This is a genomic window from Marinobacter sp. LA51, from assembly GCF_030297175.1.
Lineage (GTDB): Bacteria > Pseudomonadota > Gammaproteobacteria > Pseudomonadales > Oleiphilaceae > Marinobacter > Marinobacter apostichopi.
In genome coordinates this window covers 3,693,827-3,712,632 of the sequence record NZ_AP028070.1, presented here as the reverse complement: position 1 = coordinate 3,712,632, position 18,806 = coordinate 3,693,827, and the positions used below count along the sequence as shown (strand labels likewise).

Sequence of the window (18,806 nt, the reverse complement as noted above, 5' to 3'; positions counted from 1 at the left end):
TCGTCGGCTAAGGAAGAAAACAAGAAGCCTGAATCGCGACTTGGGTGCCGTTGAAGGCGGCGTTGCCGGTCAGAGCATCAATGCGCTGGGCATCGGTGACGTCGTTGATGCTTACCCCCGGCTGGGATTCAGCAACGGTCATGCCGGTGTCAGTCCGGTTGTGCCCCCAGCCCTGGGGGATGCTGACCACGCCCTCGAACATGTCGTCGTTTATCTCCACCGGCAGTTGAATGCTGCCAGTGGGCGATGCCACCCGGGCCAGCTGTCCGTCTTCCAGGCTCAACCTGGCCGCATCGGCGGAATTCATCTGCACCGTGCATGGGTTTTTGCCTTTCACCAGGCGATGGGAATTCTGGGTCCAGGTGTTGTGGCTGCGCGTCAGGCGGCGGCTGATCATGGCGTACGGGTAATCCGGGTTCCGGGCTTGCTCCAGCAGTCCGGAGGCGTTCAGCCGTGTCAGGTCGTCCAGGTAGAGCTGGGGCGCGATGTGGATAAGTCCGTCCTCCGTCTGCAGTCGTTGTTGCAGGCAGGGCTGCAGAGGGCCCAGGTCGACGCCGTGCGGGTTGGCCTTCAGCGTGGCCAGGCTCATGCCCTGTTCACCGTAGGCGCCGTGTTTCAGGCCGCCGTCCAGCATCATCTCCGGGGTTACGCCGTCGTCCTCGCGCCCGGTCAGGTGCAGGGCCAGATCCCGCAGAATCTCCCAGTCGTGCTTCTGCTCCGGTGTCTTCTCGAACAGCGGCTCGGAGAACTTGGCGGTGTTGCGCACGGCAAAGGAATTGAAGAACACATCGAAATGCGGCACTTCCAGGCCAGTGGTGGCCGGCAGGATGATGTCGGCGTGGCGGGTGGTCTCGTTCAGGTAGATGTCCACCGACACCATGAAGTCCAGACTGTCGAAAGCCTGCTCCAGTCGGGCACCGCCGGGGCTGGACAGCACCGGGTTGCCGGCGATGGTGATCATGCCCCGAATCTGGCCCTCGCCCGGGGTGAGAATCTCGTCAGCCAGGGTCGCCACCGGAAACTCGCTGTTGAAGTAGGGCAGTTTCCGCACCCGCGATTGATAGCGGCCGTAAGAGCTGGGTTTGCCTTTCTTGTCGCGCACCAGATCAAACGCCGGCTGCGGGAACATGGCTCCGCCGCGGCGATCAAAATTGCCAGTCAGCAAGTTCAGCACGTTGTTCAGCCATTGGCACAGGCCGCCAAATGACTGGGTAGAGGCGCCCATGCGGCTGTAGCAGACCGCACTTTTTGCAGCGGCCATATCCCGCGCCAGATTGCGAATGGTGGTGGCGTCGATGCCACAGGCGTCGGCGACTGCTTCGGGGGAATAGGGTTTCACCGCCTCGGCCAACTGGTCCAGGCCGTCAATGATGGATTCCAGGTGGCCCAGATCCACCCGCTGTTCTTCAAACAGGGTGTGCACCAGGGCCAGCATGAACAGGGCGTCGGTTTCCGGCCGGATGAACAGGTGTTGGTCGGCTTTTTTCGCGGTTTCGGTCCGGCGCGGATCGACCACCACCACGTTGCCACCACGGTCCTGAATGGCTTTCAGGCGCTTGCCCACGCCCGGTGCTGTCATCAGGCTGCCGTTGGAGACAATCGGGTTGGCCCCGATGATCAGCATGAAATCGGTGTGGTCGATGTCCGGAATCGGGATCAGCATGCCGGCGCCGAGCATATAGTTGGAGGCTACGTGATGCGGCAGCTGGTCGGCGGAAGCGGAGCTGTAGCGGTTGTTGCTACCCAGCGCCTTGAAAAAGCGCGGCAGCATGATGGCGTTGCCAAAGTTGTGGGCGTTGGGGTTACCCAGATAAACCCCGACCGTATCTTGGCCGTGCTCGGCCTGGAGGCCGCGGAAGCGGGTGGCAATCTCGTCGTAGGCCTGCTCCCAGCTGAGTTCCTGCCAGCCATCGGTGGTGCGTTTGAGCGGCGTTTTCAGGCGGTCCTTATCGTTGTAGAAATCCTGCAGCGCCACGGCCTTGGGGCAGATATGGCCCTGGCTGAACGGATCCTCCTTATCGCCCTTGATCGACAGGATGTTGCCGTCCTGATGCTTTATTTCGAGGCCGCACATGGCTTCGCAAATGTTGCAGGTTCGATAATGGGTCTTGAGGTCGCTCATAGGTCTGGGCTCGGTCACAGTGTTGTTGTTGGATAACCTGAGTGTGGCACAAGCCCTGGTAAAAGCAGACGGCCAGAAATGACACAAACTTGGTCAATTCCGCCAAGCCGTCCGGCTATTTATTGGTGGATCTTGGATGAAAAATGCTCAGCACCGCTTCAGGGTATGATGCCAACCATGGGTGCAGATCTGTCATCGGCATCGGGTGGCCAAGCCAGTAGCCCTGCAAGTTGTCACAGCCAAGTTCCTTCAGGAGACGGGCGGTTGCCTCGTCTTCCACGCCTTCGGCGATCACGCTGTAGCCCAAGCCATGCACCATGTTGATGGCGGTCTCGATAATCACCCGGGAGCTGTCATTGGCGCTGACATCGGTCACCAGGGATCGATCCAGTTTGATCTCGGTGGCCGGTAGTTCCTTCAGGTAGGACAGCGACGAATATCCACTGCCAAAATCATCAATGGAGATGCCAATACCGGAATCCGCCAGGCTTTTCAGCGCCAGCAGCCCTTTCTCCGGGTCTTCCATGGCCGCGGTCTCTGTTAGTTCGAGGGTCAGGCGCTGGGCGTGTATTTGATGCCGGCTCAGGACTGATTCGATATGGCCCTTCAGGCTGCGCGATGACAGATCTCGCGCGGAGATATTGATTGACAGGCCCAGTCCGGGGCTATCATCCAGGAGACTGGCTAGATCGCGAATTCCGCGCTGAACGGCCCAGCGGGTTAATTGGTGGATAACGCCGGTCTCTTCCGCCAGCGGAATGAAATCGGCCGGACTGACCCAGCCCCGTTCCGGATGATGCCAGCGAATCAGCGCCTCCAGGCCAACGACCTGGCCGGTCACCAGGGAGAGTTTGGGTTGGTAGTAGAGATCGGTCTGTTCGTTTTGTATCGCCTCCCGGAGATCCGACATCAGGGTCAGCCGGCCCTCACTGTAGATATCAAGCTCCGGGCTGTAGAAACCGGTGGCCAGCAGGCCTCGGGGTGCGGTTTCCATGCCGACGTGGGCATTTCGGATCAATAGGGCGGCGTTATCACCGTGCTCGGGATAGCGTGCGGCACCGAATTTCGGGTGCAGTTCAATCGCCAGTTTATCCAGTGGCACCGGAAGCGACAGCATTCCAAGTGCCTGGTTCAGCCCTTCCAGATCGGAGCCCGTCTTGTCGGCGTAAACCAGAATGCCAAAGCAGTCGCCGGACAGCTGATAGACACACTCGTCCCGGCCCTGATCGTCGCGTACCCGATGCACTTCCGGGAGTCGAATGGCCATGGCAGTCATTTGCTCGGCCAGGCGCTGAAGCAACCGTTCGCTGCGGGTAAGTCCCAGGGTGCGATTGATTTCATCCAGCCGGGTAATTCGGGCTACGCCCACCATGTATTTGCTCTGGGTATTGTCAGCCAGCAGCTTGTTGACCATCCACTCGAACCGGTTGCGGTTAGGCAGGCCGGTGATCGCGTCGTGGGTCATGGCTTCGTTGAGTTCCCTGCAGGCATCATTGCGGGCTTTTTCCTGGCGCAGGCTATTGGCTTGAGCGATGATTTTGTCTTCCCGCTCCCGGTACAGGCGATCGGCCAGCGCCATCGTCAGGATGAACGCCTCCAGGCCTGAGCCAATCTGCATAGCGTGCTCGGTCATGAAATTCGTTGGGAAGAAACCCAGCGCCCGCCCGGCTGTGGCCAGCACACCCACAGTAAGCGGAGTCCAGGCCAGGGTGAAAAAGGCGCCGGCGCGCACACCCGCAGCCCAGGTAACAGGGCCGGCTACGAACAACAGAGAAAAGAACACCAGCGCCGAGATTGAAGACAGCCTGACCGCATGGTTGTAGTCCAGCACCATCGCGGCGATGAAGTTTAGGACCTCAAAACCGATCATGATCTTCATGGCGAGATCAAGCCGTGGACTGTGAGACGGAATCTTCAGGAAGGTCCGGCAGAACATGACGGAGAACAAGGCCAGAACCGGCATCGAGGCCAGCAAGACTCGGGCGTGCAGTTCTGGGGAGTGTGGATAGAGAAGCTGGAAGCTATAGCCTTTGACCGAGGCGAAAAACAGCAGGTAGCCAGAAATGGCGATGGCGTAATACAAATACAGTCGTTCCCTGAGGGTCAGGAACACTGCCAGATTGATCAAGATGATGATCGTCAAACAGCCGTAGTAGAAAAAGTGAAGTTTCTGTTCGTTTGATGCTGCGCTGAAGAATTCGGCCTCGTGCCAGACCCGAAGTGGAAGAATCATCGGCCCGGCGGTCTCAATCCGTACGTAGACGGTCTTGGTCTGCCCCGGTGCCAATTTGACTCGCAAGAGCATGTTTGGATGATCGACCTGGCGCGGGTAAAAGGGCCGGCCGTCACCGGTTTTCAGCACCCGTGTGGGTCCCTGCTCTGACACAACATGGAAAATCACATCGTCCAGCTGAGAGTACGCCAGCTCGGCAATCAGGTTGACTGACTCCGCGCTGGTATTTCGAATCGCAAATCGAAGCCAGTAGGCAGAGGGTGTGTTGCCGAACGTAGCGCTGCCGGACGGCTCCCGTTGCCACGCGTCATCTGGCAGGTTGCGAATCCGGGCGAGATCGGCATCGGCTTCGGGATCTTCCCAGTATTCGAATTGGGTCTGAATCGGCGAGGATTCGGCCACCGTGATCGGCTGGGTTTGCGCCTGCACCAGAGTCCAGGTGAAACAACACACCATGAAGAAACTGAGACGCACGAGGTTTGAGAGGATCACGATCGGCTGACAAACTGCTTGGGGCCCGGAAGGCCGGTGACTGAAATTTGAAATTGATCAAACTTTAATCTTATCGTCGATCGCACCGAGGGCTGAATGATTTTATGTAGCGAAATGTGTATCAAGCGCGAACACACCCCGCCCACAGTGCGTTGGCGAGGGGCCAAGCGGGCGAGGTCAGCGGGCGGGTACCGCATAGTCACCACGGGCGGCCAGGTAATGCACCCAGAGCAGGCGAGCGGCCACCGCCCGCCAGGGTGACCAGGGTTCAGACAGTTGTTGCTGCTGATCGCGGGTGGGCAGCGTCTCCAGGCCTTTGACTTCCTGCAGGGCCACAGCCAGTGCCAGGTCACCCTGGGGCCAGACATCGGGCCGGCGCAGCGCCATCAGGTAGTAGACATCGATACTCCAGGGCCCCAGGCCAGGTACCGCCAGCAGGGCCTTGCGCCCCTCCGGTTCAGGCCACTGAGTCAGTTGCTCAAGCGGCAACTCGCCCTCGGTCACTCGGCGCGCCAGCTCATAGCAATATCGGGCTTTCTGCCGGGTCAGTCCCTGGGCTTTCAGGCCATCCTCGCCGGCACGCAGCACAGTCGCAGGTGCCACTTCGCCCAGTGCATGCTCAAGACGTTCGAACAGGGTCTTCGCCGCTTTAAGCGAGACCTGCTGTTCAAGAATGATCTGCACCAGGGTGGCGAAGCCCGGCTCCCTGGGCCACAGGGGCGGAACACCGAGGCGGGCAAGCAGTGACGACAGGTCCGGGTCTATGGCCGCCAGGGCTTCGGCGCCCTGGCGCAGCCGGTCCTCGGTGAGCGGTGCATCAGAGTTCAATAATCAGGCCCTCATCCGCCGGTACCCGTCCTTCACACACCTCCGGGTACACCTTGGCCAGATCGTGCAGCCCCGTTACCTTTCTGAGTGTCAGCCACTGCCGGCTCTGGACTGCTGTATTGCGAATAAACGCTGAGGTCTTTCGGGTGAATTCGTCCGGGCCCCAGTCCTTCATCCGCTTCTGGATGTGGCTGGGGGCAAAAAAGAATTCACTGCGGTCCCGGTTCACACCCGCACCTGGCTGGGTTTCGGTCCAGTGGGTCAGGCCAACATTGATGCAGCGCACCATGTTATCGCCCAGATGTTGGTGCAACTGCCCCAGGATTTCGCCGCTACCGGACATATCGACCACCGCGGTGGGCCTGGTGGCGTCGAATTCCGTCAGGACTGAGTAACTGAGGCACTGATCGTACAGGCCCAGCTCGTGTACCAATTCCAGGTTGTGCTCGGACGTCAGGGCTGAAACCGGTGGTGCCGAATCGTCACCCTGCAGGGCGTAGGCCAGCCCAATGCTGGTCTTGCTGGAGGCGCTGAGCAGCACCACTTGGCTGGCGCCATACCAGTCATTGTCTTGCAGCTGGTCCCAGAGACAGTACGAGGTGATGTACAGAGGCCACAGCAGCATGCGCTCGTCGTCGGTGGCGCGATCATAGCCGGGCTCTGCGCCTACCCGGGTATAACTGTTGTAGGCGATGGGTAGCTTGGCGCGATGAGGGGCGCCGTCCAGCAGACGTTGATCGGTGATGCCCGCCGGTGTGATGGTCAGGTAGCTGGCGGTTGGAAAGTAGCCAAACAGCCGGTCACCCACGGGCACCTCCTCGACGTTCGAGGCGACCACCTCGGCAAAGCCCCATACCGGAATAATGCCCCATTCGTCGTCCGGGTCTTCGGAGGGTGGGAAAAACTGCCAGTATCCGAGCTGGTCGCCAGCAGCAGCGTAAGTGATGTTGTTGGCGGTGAAAGAGAACCGTTCGATCCTGACCACGATCTGGCCCTCAGCGGGGCTGGGCATGTCTTCGGTCGCCGGACTGGTGATCAGTCGGTGCTTGGAAAAGTGGTTCCTGAGAACCTGGAACTCGGCCATCTCGACCCTCCTGTCTGCTGTCTTACCTATGGCTTTCGCCAACCTCTATGAATGGCGAAACGGCTTTATCAGACCGCCTCATTTCCAGTCATCGTCGGCTTTTTCCTGGGCTTCGAGCTCGGCTTTGCGCTTGCGGATCTTGGCCATTTTTTCGTCGGAGATTTTCATGCTGTGGGCCGAATCGCGCAGGATCATGAGGCCGCCGACAATCAGGGCCAGGGCAACGATCAGAAATACCCATCCAATGGTTGGCATGTTTTGGGCTCTCCTTGGGAGTTATCCTTTAATACGATGCTTCATAGTGACTCAGGACGCCCGGGTTCGGCAATCTGTTCCGGAAGCACTCGGGGATACCCAGGCCCACCGAGCCGACAGACATGAAATGCTCTGCTTTGCGTGCACGTCTTCCAGAAACTGAATACAAAGAGCGGCCTTTTGGTAAGCTCATGAATATGACCAAGACTAAATGGCAAGCCCCTATAGATTCAGCTCCTGACGTACGCGACGGCCTAACCCGCACTGAGCGGCTGATTCTCTACGTTATCCATGAAACCCAGCGGGAACTGAACGGACGCAACGTACCCACCGCCATGCTCTACGGCCGGGTGCTTGAGTACGTCGATCTGAGTGTGGCGGAGCTGCACGTTTACCTCGACCGGCTGGGTGTCAAAGGCGACGGCTACTCCAACCCGGTGAATCGCCGATAAAAGCAGCAGCAGTGCCCTGACCGGACTATGCTCAGAGGAGTTGACGACGACCTGGAGCGAGAGGCCTGTCATGCGTATCGAGAGCATCGCGGTATACACCGCCGATCTGCCCTATGCCGGTAAGGCTTACGCATTTGCCGGGGGCCGGTCCCATCAGGCTTTTCTGAGTACCGTGGTCGTGCTGACCACCGACACTGGTTTGATGGGCTACGGCGAAGTCTGCCCTTGTGGCCCGAACTATATGCCGGCCTTCGCCGAGGGCCTGCCCTCGTGCCTGTCGGTGCTTGCCTCCGCTATTCTGGGTGAAGACCCCTGCCACATCACTCGTATCCATGAACGTATGGAGCAGGCGCTCAATGGTCAGGCCGTGGCCAAGGCTGCCATCGATATTGCCTGTTGGGATTTGCTGGGCAAGGCAGCCGACATGCCGGTTTACGCTTTGCTCGGTGGGCTCCTGACTCCTTCCATGCCACTGCACCGGATTGTACCGCTGGCGGAACCCGCGGAAATGGAGGAGACGCTCAGCCGTTATCGTGCCGAGGGGTTCCGCCATATCCAGATCAAGCTGGGTCACAGTGTTGAGGAGGACATTGAGCTGATGCTGACCCTGGGCCGGAAGAAACAGCCGGACGAAATCTGGGTTGGCGATATAAATGGCGGCTGGCGACGGGATCAGGCCCTGCGGTTTTCCCGGGCAGTGGAGGGACTGGACCTGTACCTGGAACAACCCTGCCGCAGTTACGAAGAATGCGTGTCGATCCGGCGCCGAGCCCGGCATCCACTCAAACTGGATGAGAGTCTCAATTCCCTGGCCGACGTACGGCGCGCCATTCGGGACGACGCCATGGATGCCATGGCGCTGAAAGTCAGCAAGTTTGGTGGCCTGACCCCGTCGCGCATTATTCGCGACGTCTGTGTCGACGCTGGTATTGCCCTGACCATAGAGGACGCCTGGGGCAGCGGTATTGCCACCGCCGCCTACGCCCATCTGGCCGCCAGTACGCCGTCGCGAACCTTGCTGAATACCACCGACCTGCACAACTACAATACCTTGCAGCTGGCGGAAGGGGCGCCGGAGGCATCCGCTGGCCGGATGACCCTGAGTGACCGGCCAGGCTTGGGAGTGACCCCGGATTTCAAGGCCCTGTCACTGCACGATGTGTACGAATAACCCAGCCTGAAGCGGCCAGTCGGGCCTTACGCTGTGACCTGACTGCGCAGGTCTTCCACAATCGTGCCCGCCAGTTCGCAGTCCGCTTCGTGCCTGGGTTCAATCCAGGGTTCCGCCAGTGCCTGCTGGGCCCAGGCCTGCATGCCCGGTTGCGCCAGCATGTGCTGGATGTACTCGGCCATGGCTGGGCTGCGGTCCAGGCCATAGGTTTCAAAGCGGAACACCACCGGCGCGAAGAAGGCGTCCGCGGCGGTGAATCGGTCTCCGGCCAGAAACGGTCCGCCAAACCGGCTCAGGCCTTCCAGCCAGATGGCGGCAATGCGTTCGATATCCCGGGCCAGTTCAGGGGGCAGGGTGTTCAGGCGGACCTTGACCCCGATGTTCATGGAGCAAAGCTCCCGCAGGGCCGGAAAGCCGGAGTGCATCTCGGCACAGACACTTCGGGCCCAGGCCCGGGCCGCTGGATCGGCGGGCCAGACTTCCGGATGGCTCTCGGCCAGATGGTCAATAATGGCAAGGGAATCCCAGACATGCAGGCTTCCATCCTGCAGCGCTGGCACCTTGCCGCTGCCGCCCTCGGCTCGGAAGGCGTTCCATGCCGCCGGGTCGCCGAACGGAATCAGCTTTTCCTCGAATGGCAGTCCCAACTCGGTCATTAACAACCAGGCCCGCAGGGACCACGAGGAATAGTTCTTGTTGGCGATGTAGAGGGTGGTCATAAGCGGTCTCCGTAGTCAGTGTTTCCAGAAAGGTTTGTAGGCTTCCTCACCGAGAGTGCCTGCCGGCACGCCGATGTCCTTTTCGATCAGTGCAACGTCCATTTCCATCAGTTGCCGGCGCAGTGCCGCCCGTTGGCGAGCCCGCTGCCACCATTGACGCAGTATAGCGACTAAGGTCCTTTTCATTTCAATCTGCCGGTCCTGGCACGCACGCAACGCATCGCAGGCGGCGTCCAGTTGGCTGTCGGTAAGGCTGGTGTTGAAGCTGCTGTGAGTGTTCATCTCGTGCTTCCTCTCGTTGAGCGCGTTGCGTTATGCTGAACGCGTACCCTATGGAAAACACTCTAGGTGGTATTGCTTCGTGGGGTCTATCAGTATTCTTTTGACGGAGCGTTCGTAAAATATGAATGCCATGAACCTGAAGCTGGATCGCCTGAAATCCTTCGTTCTGGTCGCGGAGGAGAGCAATCTCACCCGGGCGGCCCAGCGTCGCCACAGCACGCCCTCGGCCGTCAGTGAGCATCTGAAGCAGCTTGAGTCGGCGCTCGGCGTCCGGTTGTTTGACCGTAACAGCCAGGGCATGGCGCTGACCCCCGAAGGCGAGCTGTTACTGGGGCCGGCGCGCAAGGCGTTGGGCGGCGTTGAGGAAATGGCGGATCTGGCCCGTCAGCTGGGCCAGCACCAGTCGGTGTCGATCACCGTTGGTATCAACGCGCCGCCGGAGCATTTGCGGGTCGATCGATTGATTCAGCTGTGCGCCCGCACCCTGCCATCGGTGTCGCTGGAGCTGCGCACCATCTCATCCAATGTCATTGTTGATAAGGTTGCCAGCGGCGAGCTGGACTGCGGCTTTGTCTACGGTGAATGGCACAACCCTCAGCTGGATTTCCAGTACCTGATGGACGTGCCGGTGTCGGTGATCGGTCCGGCCGACTCGCCGTTGCAGGCATTGCCCAGCAGTCGGGCCGAGGTCATGGAGTTACCCTGGATATGGCCCACGAACTCCTGCGCCTTCTATGGCATGTTGCAGCAGTTGATGGGGCCGGAGTGGCAGCGTTCGAGGCGCGTGGCAACTTCTGAGGATGAGTACACCGCACTGGCCATGGTGTCGGCCGGCCTCGGTTACGGCCTGGTGGAGCACTCACTGGCTACCGAATGGGCGAGCCGCAACAAGGTGGTTGAGTTCAAGGAGTCGGCACTGAGCACCACCCTGAGCTTTTGCAGCCATCGCTATCCGGAACGCAATGGCTCGATGATTCGACAGCTGGTGGCCCTGGTGGTTGATCAGTTGTTTGCCGATGAGCTGAGCAGCTAGCGCTGGCGGTCGTCGGCCATTGCTAACTGCCCAACCTCAACAGCGCCTATAGATAAGCCGGAGTTCCGGCTTTTCGGACCGCCAGCCAGGCAACTGCAACCGCCGGAACAATCAGCAGGGCGCTGATCAGCGACAGCTCCAGATTGCTCAGTGGCACCGGGCCGCCGCCGGGTATGGCCAGTAGCATGCCGCCGGTCAACAGCGCCAGCCTCACCGGCCACTGCAGGTGTTTGCTGAGGGTCAGATTACCCACACCCAACAGATAGCCCTGAATCGAGCCTGCAATTAACAGTACGCCAGCCATTGCTTGAGTAATCACCACCAGGATCTCATCCCAGCTGCCCTGGAAAATCAGCGCAGGGTTCAGCACGAACAGGAAGGGGATGAAGTAGATCACACTGCCCAGGCGCATTGCCTGAATTCCGGTTTCCATCGGGCGCGACCCGGCGACCGTGGCCGCCGCAAAGGCACCCAGCGCCACCGGTGGGGTGATGAAACTGAGCATGCCCCAGTACAGGATGAACAGGTGCACCGCCAGCGGATCCATGCCGCCGCCATTGATCAGTGCTGGCGCCAGTGCCACCGCCAGGAAGATATAGGCGGCGGTCACGGTCATGCCGATGCCGAGGATAAAGCTGGTCAGCGCGCCCATCATCAACAGCACCAGAGTATTGCCGCCGGCCAGGAAGATCAGGTCGTTGGCGATGGTGCCGGACAGGCCGGTTACCGACAGGGCGCCAACCAATAGGCCTACCCCGGCCAGAATGGCGATGAGTTCGGCAAACAGCTTGCCGGAGCTGGAGAAGAAGTCTTTCACCTGCTGCCAGCCCCAGCGCTGGTAGGGTAGGATCTGGTTGATCACCAGCAGCAGGGCGGTGGCGTAGAAGGGTGCGGTGGCTTCCTGGCGCAGGAAAAACAGCAGCCAGATCAGCAGTGCGAACACGAATATGAAGTACCAGCCTTCCTTCAAGGTTTGTCGGATGGATGGCAATTCTTCCGCAGGCAGGCCTTTCAGGTCATGGCGGGCCGCGTAGGCATCGATCTGGATAAACAAACCGAGGAAATAGAGCACCGAGGGCACCGCCGCCGCCAGGGCGATGGTGCCGTAGGGAATGTTCAGGAACGCCGCCATGATAAAAGCCGTGGCGCCCATTACTGGTGGCATCAGCACGCCACCGGTGGAGGCGCAGGCCTCCACGCCGGCGGCGTAGGATTTACCAAAGCCCACCTTGCGCATGGCGGGAATGGACAGCACACCGGTTGTCAGAACGTTGGTGATCACGCTGCCGCTCATAGAGCCCATCAGGCCGCTGGAGAACACCGCCACCTTGGCGGGTCCACCGCGAACGTGACCGAGCAGGGCAAAGGCCAGGTTGATAAAGAACTTGCCGCCGCCAGTCTGTTGTAGCGCCACCCCGAACAGCAGAAAGCCAATCACCAGGTTGGCAAAGGCCTGCAGCGGAATGCCCATTACGCTTTCACGGCTCATGGCGTGATAGATGGCAGTTTGTTCGGGTGTAGAGGGAAAGCCCTGAATCGGGCCGGGCACCAGGTCGGCAAAAATCGGATAAATACTGGCGATTGCCACGATGGTGGCAATGGGTAGGCCGCCGGCGCGGCGGACCGCTTCAACGATTACACCCCAGAGCAGGAAGCTCATCACCATGGCGTAGTCGGGGGCGGCGTATTCCCAGCCCCGATCAAGAATCTGTTCGGCATTGAACACGAAGAATCCGCAAATACCCGTGGTCGCGAGAAACAGCAGCACGTCGTACCAGGGCACCCGAGTGCGGGACGAATGCCGGTTCATTGGCCAGAGCACGTAAACCAGGGGCAGCATCAGTGTCACCACGGTGTAGAAAAACTGGCTTTCGACCTGGGTGACAAAGTTGATCAGTTGAAGGTTGAACAGGTAGTCCAGGGTTAGCAGCGTCAGGATGACTGTGGCCAGCCGGGGAATCCAGAGCCAGAAGCCCGTGAGCTGGCGGATACCGGATATGTTCTCCGGGGGTGACGGTTGTTCAGTTTCAGGATGCATGACGGGTAACTCCGAACACGTAATAGGCAGCAGGGCAGGCAATCAGATGTGGGCCGGAGCAAACGGGCAGTTTGCCCCGGCCCTGGGGGATCAGCGGAAAACCGGGTTCATGCCGGCGGCTTCCAGCGCCTTGGCGCGGGCGGCCATCCAGCCTTTGCCAAAGGCGTCCTCATCGGAGGGCGGATTGCCGGCGGTGTAGCTGTCCCAGGTTTCTTTCAGAATCCGCTGGCGCTCTACCAGCTTGTCCTGGTGCGCCTGCATCTCATCGGTCCAGTGGCCGATCTCCTTGTAGTACTTCACCACGGCATCGTGGAACGGAATCACCCACTGCATGTTCTGGTTGTCCAGACGGTAACCAGCGTTGCCGGGTGCGGCATCCTTGTACTTGTCATAATCCTCGATGAAGACGCGGATCAGGCTTTCTGCCAGCGCGTCGTCGGTGGAGGCGTTCGCCACCAGGATCGGGTAAGGGTAGCTGGCGCCAACCCAGGGCTTGTCCTTGCCGTAATCACCGGCGGCCGAGGTGACTGTGTGCGGCTGGAAGTAGGGCGCTACCTTTTGCAGTCGTGCCCAGCCCTCTTTATCGGCCGGATCCAGTTTTGGCCAGACAATGCCTCGAGGGCTGGCTGCCAATTGCTGGGGAGGTGGCGCGACACTCATGGTGAAACCAGTGTCGGTCTGGTCGGCAACGATGCCCTCAAAGGCACGACCGTAGCCCGGGAATTCAACCTTCTCAACATCGTCCCAGGTCAGTCCGCCAAAGGCCAGGAAGGCCTCGGTGCCCAGGTTCAGGGCGTCGTCGCCGCGAATCCAGGACACCCGCTTGCCACGCAGATCCTCGGGTGATTCCACATCGATATCTCCCGCGACCGCAATACCCAGGCCGAAGCTGGCGATCGAGGTGGTGATCACGCGGATTGGCTGTGGCCCCCAGTTTTCGTCAGCAAACATCAGCACACCCTCGGAGCCGTAGTAGCTGGCGATGCCACAGGCGCACAGGGGCACCCGGCCGGTTTTCAACGGTGTCATTCGGGACACGTCGTTTTCACCCGGCAGGATGCGCACTGAGGTGCCGTATTCGTTCTGCAGCAGGTTGCCGATGGACACCATCTGGCTGTAGCCGGCAGAGCCGGTGCCGTAGGCCGTCATGGCGAGGGTGTTGGGAAGTTCCACGTTGTCTGCGCTGAAAGCCAGCGCAGGCAGGGTGCTGAGGGTGAGACCCATCAAGCCTCGGGTTAGGCGTGACATAAAAAATCCTCTTATCGTCGTTGTTGTGGTGTCTAGAGGTTTTGCACAGCGAAACATTATTTTGTTATCGATTATTCAACATAGTCGCTGCAATTATGGTTTGTCAATACACCTATTTCATATGCGTTCTATATATAAAGACGCCTAATCTGGCTATAACTCAGTTTTTCAAAGCTGAATAGGGCTGTATTTTAGTATCGCTGAGTGAAATGAAATTCTGATTTTGAGTCAATAATGATTGACGGAGGCGTCAAGGAAGGTCTAGTTTCTGTGAAACGAAATAAGTGTTTCACAACAAAAATCCCAAGGATTTATCCAATGCGTCACGTCCTGCACCGTTCCCGCACTGCCCTCACCGCTGCTACCGCAGTGGCATCTTTGCTGACCCTGTCTGCTGGTCCCGTCCACGCTGAAGGTGGCTTGCCCGACACCATGACCTGGTCCTCTTATGACGTGGGTTCCGCTGGTTACGCCGAAGCGTCGGCCATTGCCGATGCCTTCGGTAAACAATACGGCACCCGGGTCCGCATCCAGCCCTCCGGTTCAGCCATCGGCCGGCTGCAGCCGCTGATCAGTGAACGTGCGGACTTCAGTTTTCTGGCGACCGAAACCTTCTTTGCCGCCGAAGGAATTCATGATTTCTCCGCTCGCCGTTGGGGCCCGCAGAACCTGCGTGCCGTGGCTGGGCGCCCGTCTTCTTTCGGTATTTTCACCGCTGCTGACGCCAACATCGAAACCCTGAAAGACCTTAAGGGGCAACGTTTCGCCTACGTGGCGGGTAACCCTTCCATTAACGTGAAGTGCGATGCCTTTCTGGCGTTCGCCGGGCTGACCCGGGCCGACGTCGAGGCCATCATGTTCCCGACTTACGCCAGCACCATGAGTTCTCTGGCGCGCAACGAAGCCGACGCCTCCTGTACTACCACGACTCCCAGCCACGTCTATGAGCTGGCGGAATCGCCGCGTGGCATCCGCTGGCTGGAAGTGCCTCCGGGTGACAAGGAAGGCTGGGAGCGCCTGCGCTCTGTGGCGCCGTTCTTCCAGCCTTACACCGAAACAGTCGGTGCCGGCATCAGTGAAGACAATCCGGTGGAAATCCTGGCCTACCGCTACCCGGTGCTGACCGTGCGTGCGAACACCAATGAGCAGATGGTGTACAGCTTCATCAAGGCGCTCGATGAGACCTACGGCATGTACAAGGACGCCACTGCGGTGATGCCTCGCTGGCGCCTGTCCGAGGCGGGCACTCCGGCGATCGACGTGCCGTTCCACCCGGGCGCCATCCAATACCTGCAAGAGAAGGGCATCTGGACCGAGGAACATCAGGCCTGGAACGACGCCCGCACTAAACGTCTTAACGCCCTGATGGCCGCCTGGTCGGATGCCACTGCGGCAGCCGAAGGCAAGTCGGATGAGGCCTTTGCCGAAATCTGGGAACAACATCGCCAGAAAGCTCTGAGTTCGCTGTAACTCGTTACTGATTCGGGGCAGGCCAGGGCTGATGCAGCGTGGGCTTGCCCTGGCCCTGTTCAGGATATTGCGCCCTATGAATGCCTCCCCCGAAGCCGCTGTTGAACAGCCGGCAACTCCGGAATCCCGCTCTGGTCGTCTCCATGGCATCACCTATTGGGCGGTGATGACGCTCGGTGGCCTCGGCTTGCTGATGGCGGTCAACCAGACCTTCAACCTGGAATTGCTCGGCTTCAAGCCGTTGGGCAATGCCTACTTGTATTATCTCATTGGTATCTTCCTGGCCGCCGCCTTCCTGTGTTTCCCAAGCTGGTCCGGTGCCGCCAACCGGGTGTCCTGGTACGACTGGCCGTTGGCGGTAGCCGCGCTGGTGACCTGTGGCTATCTCGGTTACCACGGCCTGACCATGATCCAGCAGGGCTGGGAGTTTATGGCGCCGACCGAAGCGACCGTGGCCGCCTCGGTGTTACTGGTGTTGGTGCTGGAGGGCGTGCGCCGCTGCGGTGGCTGGCCGCTGCTGGGCGTTGCCCTGCTGTTTGGCACCTACCCGCTGTACGCCGATTCGATGCCGGGATTCCTGTGGGGCAACGAGTACAGCCTGGGTGAGGCGATACGCGCCCACGTTATCGGCGTTGAAAGCATCATCGGGATACCGATGCAGGTGGTGGCTCAGCTGGTGATCGGGTTTGTGGTCTTCGGAGCAGCCTTAACCGTGACTGGCGGCGGCGAGTTCTTCATGCAGTTCGCAACGGCCCTGATGGGGCGCAGCCGGGGTGGTCCGGCCAAGGTTTCGGTGTTGTCGAGTGGGATTCTGGGCAGCCTGTCGGGCAGTGTGATTTCCAACATTCTGACTACCGGTCCGATCACCATTCCGACCATGAAGAAAACTGGCTACCCGGCCCATTACGCGGGCGCGATTGAAGCCTGTGCCTCCACCGGTGGTACCTTGATGCCGCCGATCATGGGCGCCGTCGCCTTTATCATGGCGTCGTTCCTGGGTGTGCCCTATTCCGAGATAATGATTGCCGCGTTCCTGCCGGCGCTGCTGTTCTACCTGGCATTGCTGTTCCAGGTCGATAACTACGCCGCTAAACGCGGGCTCAAGGGCCTGCCGGAATCGGAAATTCCCAGTCTGAAAGCCACCCTGAAAGATGGCTGGCCGTACCTGTTCAGTCTGGTGATGTTGATTTACATGCTGCTGTTCATGCGGCTGGAGGCCTACGCGCCTTACTACGCCACCGTCGTGTTGCTCGGTATTTCTGTGTTCAAGCGCCGCCATCGAATGAATGGCAAGCGGGCATTGGCGTTCATTCAGGATCTGACCACCAGCGTTGCCAATCTGGTGGCGATTCTGGCGGGTATCGGCCTGGTGGTCGGGGGCCTGTCGTACACCGGGGTGGCCGGCGCGTTTTCCCGCGAACTCTTGCTCTATGCCGATGGCAGCATTCCGCTGATGCTGGCGGCGGGTGCGGTCACCAGTTTTGTCCTGGGTATGGGCATGACCGTCAGTGCCTGCTACATCTTCCTGTCCATCCTGTTGGCACCGGCATTGGTGAACGCCGGCCTGAATCCGCTCGCCAGCCACCTGTTTATCCTGTACTGGGGCATGATGTCCTACATCACGCCGCCGGTGGCGCTGGCCGCCATTACTGCATCCGGTGTCGCCGGTTCCAACGCCAGCAAGACCGGCATGTATGCCATGCGCCTGGGCGGCATTCTGTTCATCCTGCCGTTCCTGTTTGTGCTCAATCCGTCACTGATTCTGCAGGGCGAACTGGCTGACATTCTGACCTCTACCGTCACCGCCATTACCGCGATCTGGCTGATGGCTTCCGCCATGGAAGGCTACCTGTACCGGGTGGGGCTCTTGGGTTACCCGCTCCGGGCATTGGTGATGGTGGCCGGCGGCATGCTGATTTACCCGGATCTTGTCACCGACCTGATCGGTTTTGGCCTTCTGGCCCTGACCTATCTGTGGCATTGGCGTTTCCGCCACCCAGTGGCGGCCGGTGTCCGTTAACCGCATACCGCATACCAAACAAGGGTCAATGAAGGGTGAATGATTGTGATGAATAAAATCTGTGAGTCCCTGCGCGCTGCGGTGGCTGACATTGCCGACGGCAGTGTAATGATGATCGGCGGTTTCGGGAACTCCGGCATTCCGCTGCAGCTAATAGAGGCGTTACGCCAGCAGGGCGCCCGTGACCTGACCATTATTTCCAACAACGCCGGGGTTGCCGAGATTGGCATTGCCTCGTTGTTGAAGGCCGGACAGGTGCGAAAGATCGTCTGCTCGTTTCCCCGTTCGTCCGGCTCGATCTGGTTTGAGCGGCTGTACGAGGCCGGGGACATCGAGCTGGAACTGGTGCCCCAGGGCACACTGGGGGAGCGCATTCGTGCCGCCGGTGCCGGATTGGGCGGGGTGTATACGCCCACCGGGTATGGCACACGGCTGGCCGAGGGCAAGGAAACCAAAGTGATCAATGGCAAAGGCTTTGTGCTTGAAACCGCGCTACCGGCTGACGTTGCCCTGATCAAGGCACACCGGGCCGATGTCTGGGGCAACCTGATCTACAACACCGCCGGTCGCAACTTTAATCCGATCATGGCGACCGCGGCGACCACCACCATTGCCGAAGTGAGCGACGTGGTGTCGGCCGGTGAGTTGGACCCGGAGTGCATCGTCACCCCCGGTATTTTTGTCGATCGCGTAGTCACTCAGGAGGCACCCCGGCATGATGCGGCTTAATTCCGATGAAATGGCGCGACGTGTCGCCCAGGATATACCCGACGGGGCCTACGTAAACCTTGGCATCGGCATGCCGACGTCGGTGGCCAATCACGTGTCCGATGATCGGCTGGTGATCTATCACAGTGAGAACGGCATTCTTGGGGTCGGTCCGGCGCCTGCGCCGGATCAGGTCGATCCCGATCTGATCAATGCCGGCAAGCAGTATGTGACCCTGCTGCAGGGTGGGTGTTATTTCGATAACGCCGAGTCTTTTGCCATGATGCGCGGGGGCCACCTCGACATTGCGGTACTTGGGGCGTTCCAGGTCTCCGAGCGTGGTGACCTGGCGAACTGGGCCACCAACGACGATACCTTTCCGCCTGCGGTGGGTGGTGCCATGGATCTTGCGGTCGGTGCCAAGCAACTGTTCGTGCTGATGCGACACACCACCAAGGCCGACGAGCCCAAGATACTCAATCAGTGCCACTACCCCCTGACCGGTGCCGGAGTGGTAAAACGTATCTACACCGATTTGGCGGTGATTGATGTCACCGAGGAGGGGCTGCGGGTGCGAGAGCTTTATGGCGATAACACCCTGGCCGACGTGCAGGCCTTGACCGAAGCCCGCCTGCTACCGCCGCTGTGAGT

16 protein-coding genes are annotated in these 18,806 nt (G+C 59.9%); 7 read left to right on the top strand and 9 right to left on the bottom strand.

What is annotated here, in order from left to right:
* Positions 1-7: 7 nt before the first annotated feature.
* From QUE89_RS17055 to QUE89_RS17035, 5 genes are all read right to left on the bottom strand, one after another.
* Entirely contained in the window at positions 8-2,122 is a 2,115-nt protein-coding gene (locus QUE89_RS17055) for a molybdopterin-dependent oxidoreductase (protein ID WP_286221217.1), read from the bottom strand.
* A gap of 115 nt (positions 2,123-2,237) precedes the next feature.
* Positions 2,238-4,847: an EAL domain-containing protein gene (locus tag QUE89_RS17050; RefSeq protein WP_286221216.1), complete on the bottom strand. Its 2,610-nt coding sequence runs from the start codon at positions 4,845-4,847 to the stop codon at positions 2,238-2,240.
* 177 nt (positions 4,848-5,024) lie between these two features.
* The gene (locus QUE89_RS17045) at positions 5,025-5,675 is read right to left on the bottom strand and encodes a DNA-3-methyladenine glycosylase family protein (protein WP_286221215.1); all 651 of its coding nucleotides are present in this window, start codon (positions 5,673-5,675) and stop codon (positions 5,025-5,027) included.
* Positions 5,665-6,759, bottom strand: coding sequence for a DUF2855 family protein (locus tag QUE89_RS17040; protein ID WP_286221214.1), 1,095 nt, complete (start codon positions 6,757-6,759; stop codon positions 5,665-5,667). The genes QUE89_RS17045 and QUE89_RS17040 overlap by 11 nt, the downstream gene beginning before the upstream one ends.
* A 78-nt stretch (positions 6,760-6,837) precedes the next feature.
* A complete protein-coding gene (locus QUE89_RS17035; protein WP_286221213.1) occupies positions 6,838-7,014 on the bottom strand; it encodes a DUF2897 family protein in 177 nt (58 codons plus the stop codon).
* Positions 7,015-7,211: 197 nt separating this feature from the next.
* Between QUE89_RS17035 and QUE89_RS17030 the strand changes: the two genes are divergently transcribed.
* Both QUE89_RS17030 and QUE89_RS17025 read left to right on the top strand, forming a co-directional pair.
* Positions 7,212-7,466, top strand: a complete 255-nt coding sequence (locus tag QUE89_RS17030; protein ID WP_286221212.1) for a hypothetical protein — start codon at positions 7,212-7,214, stop codon at positions 7,464-7,466.
* A 70-nt stretch (positions 7,467-7,536) separates the two neighbouring features.
* Entirely contained in the window at positions 7,537-8,637 is a 1,101-nt protein-coding gene (locus QUE89_RS17025) for a mandelate racemase/muconate lactonizing enzyme family protein (RefSeq protein ID WP_286221211.1), read from the top strand.
* Positions 8,638-8,663: 26 nt separating this feature from the next.
* On the opposite strand, the gene QUE89_RS17020 is transcribed toward QUE89_RS17025, so the two are convergent.
* Both QUE89_RS17020 and QUE89_RS17015 read right to left on the bottom strand, forming a co-directional pair.
* Entirely contained in the window at positions 8,664-9,356 is a 693-nt protein-coding gene (locus QUE89_RS17020; RefSeq protein WP_286221210.1) for a glutathione S-transferase family protein, read from the bottom strand.
* 15 nt (positions 9,357-9,371) lie between these two features.
* The gene (locus tag QUE89_RS17015) at positions 9,372-9,638 is read right to left on the bottom strand and encodes a hypothetical protein (protein ID WP_286221209.1); all 267 of its coding nucleotides are present in this window, start codon (positions 9,636-9,638) and stop codon (positions 9,372-9,374) included.
* Positions 9,639-9,759: 121 nt separating this feature from the next.
* On the opposite strand from QUE89_RS17015, the gene QUE89_RS17010 reads away from it, so the two are divergent.
* The gene (locus tag QUE89_RS17010) at positions 9,760-10,671 is read left to right on the top strand and encodes a LysR family transcriptional regulator (protein WP_286221208.1); all 912 of its coding nucleotides are present in this window, start codon (positions 9,760-9,762) and stop codon (positions 10,669-10,671) included.
* 46 nt (positions 10,672-10,717) lie between these two features.
* On the opposite strand, the gene QUE89_RS17005 is transcribed toward QUE89_RS17010, so the two are convergent.
* Both QUE89_RS17005 and QUE89_RS17000 read right to left on the bottom strand, forming a co-directional pair.
* Entirely contained in the window at positions 10,718-12,709 is a 1,992-nt protein-coding gene (locus tag QUE89_RS17005; RefSeq protein WP_286221207.1) for a TRAP transporter permease, read from the bottom strand.
* Between the two features lie 90 nt (positions 12,710-12,799).
* Entirely contained in the window at positions 12,800-13,957 is a 1,158-nt protein-coding gene (locus tag QUE89_RS17000) for a TAXI family TRAP transporter solute-binding subunit (RefSeq protein WP_286221206.1), read from the bottom strand.
* Positions 13,958-14,275: 318 nt separating this feature from the next.
* Here QUE89_RS17000 and QUE89_RS16995 point away from each other — a divergent pair, with 318 nt between their 5' ends.
* The 4 genes from QUE89_RS16995 (at position 14,276) to QUE89_RS16980 (ending at position 18,804) form a co-directional block, all read left to right on the top strand.
* Positions 14,276-15,427: a TAXI family TRAP transporter solute-binding subunit gene (locus tag QUE89_RS16995; protein ID WP_286221205.1), complete on the top strand. Its 1,152-nt coding sequence runs from the start codon at positions 14,276-14,278 to the stop codon at positions 15,425-15,427.
* 76 nt (positions 15,428-15,503) lie between these two features.
* Positions 15,504-17,447: a TRAP transporter permease gene (locus QUE89_RS16990; protein WP_286221204.1), complete on the top strand. Its 1,944-nt coding sequence runs from the start codon at positions 15,504-15,506 to the stop codon at positions 17,445-17,447.
* A gap of 45 nt (positions 17,448-17,492) precedes the next feature.
* Positions 17,493-18,176 (top strand): 3-oxoacid CoA-transferase subunit A, encoded by a 684-nt coding sequence (locus QUE89_RS16985; protein WP_286222931.1) that lies wholly within the window; start codon positions 17,493-17,495, stop codon positions 18,174-18,176.
* Positions 18,163-18,804, top strand: coding sequence for a 3-oxoacid CoA-transferase subunit B (locus QUE89_RS16980; RefSeq protein ID WP_286221203.1), 642 nt, complete (start codon positions 18,163-18,165; stop codon positions 18,802-18,804). Before QUE89_RS16985 ends, QUE89_RS16980 begins: the two co-directional genes overlap by 14 nt.
* Positions 18,805-18,806 lie beyond the last annotated feature (2 nt).

What these genes read in the sequence shown, in the direction of transcription:
- QUE89_RS17055 (WP_286221217.1), bottom strand. Translation starts at nt 2,122, where the DNA reads ATGAGCGACCTCAAGACCCATTATCGAACCTGCAACATTTGCGAAGCC.
- QUE89_RS17040 (WP_286221214.1), bottom strand. Translation starts at nt 6,759, where the DNA reads ATGGCCGAGTTCCAGGTTCTCAGGAACCACTTTTCCAAGCACCGACTG.
- QUE89_RS17035 (WP_286221213.1), bottom strand. Translation starts at nt 7,014, where the DNA reads ATGCCAACCATTGGATGGGTATTTCTGATCGTTGCCCTGGCCCTGATT.
- QUE89_RS17030 (WP_286221212.1), top strand. Translation starts at nt 7,212, where the DNA reads ATGACCAAGACTAAATGGCAAGCCCCTATAGATTCAGCTCCTGACGTA.
- QUE89_RS17025 (WP_286221211.1), top strand. Translation starts at nt 7,537, where the DNA reads ATGCGTATCGAGAGCATCGCGGTATACACCGCCGATCTGCCCTATGCC.
- QUE89_RS17020 (WP_286221210.1), bottom strand. Translation starts at nt 9,356, where the DNA reads ATGACCACCCTCTACATCGCCAACAAGAACTATTCCTCGTGGTCCCTG.
- QUE89_RS17015 (WP_286221209.1), bottom strand. Translation starts at nt 9,638, where the DNA reads ATGAACACTCACAGCAGCTTCAACACCAGCCTTACCGACAGCCAACTG.
- QUE89_RS17010 (WP_286221208.1), top strand. Translation starts at nt 9,760, where the DNA reads ATGAATGCCATGAACCTGAAGCTGGATCGCCTGAAATCCTTCGTTCTG.
- QUE89_RS17005 (WP_286221207.1), bottom strand. Translation starts at nt 12,709, where the DNA reads ATGCATCCTGAAACTGAACAACCGTCACCCCCGGAGAACATATCCGGT.
- QUE89_RS17000 (WP_286221206.1), bottom strand. Translation starts at nt 13,957, where the DNA reads ATGTCACGCCTAACCCGAGGCTTGATGGGTCTCACCCTCAGCACCCTG.
- QUE89_RS16995 (WP_286221205.1), top strand. Translation starts at nt 14,276, where the DNA reads ATGCGTCACGTCCTGCACCGTTCCCGCACTGCCCTCACCGCTGCTACC.
- QUE89_RS16990 (WP_286221204.1), top strand. Translation starts at nt 15,504, where the DNA reads ATGAATGCCTCCCCCGAAGCCGCTGTTGAACAGCCGGCAACTCCGGAA.
- QUE89_RS16980 (WP_286221203.1), top strand. Translation starts at nt 18,163, where the DNA reads ATGATGCGGCTTAATTCCGATGAAATGGCGCGACGTGTCGCCCAGGAT.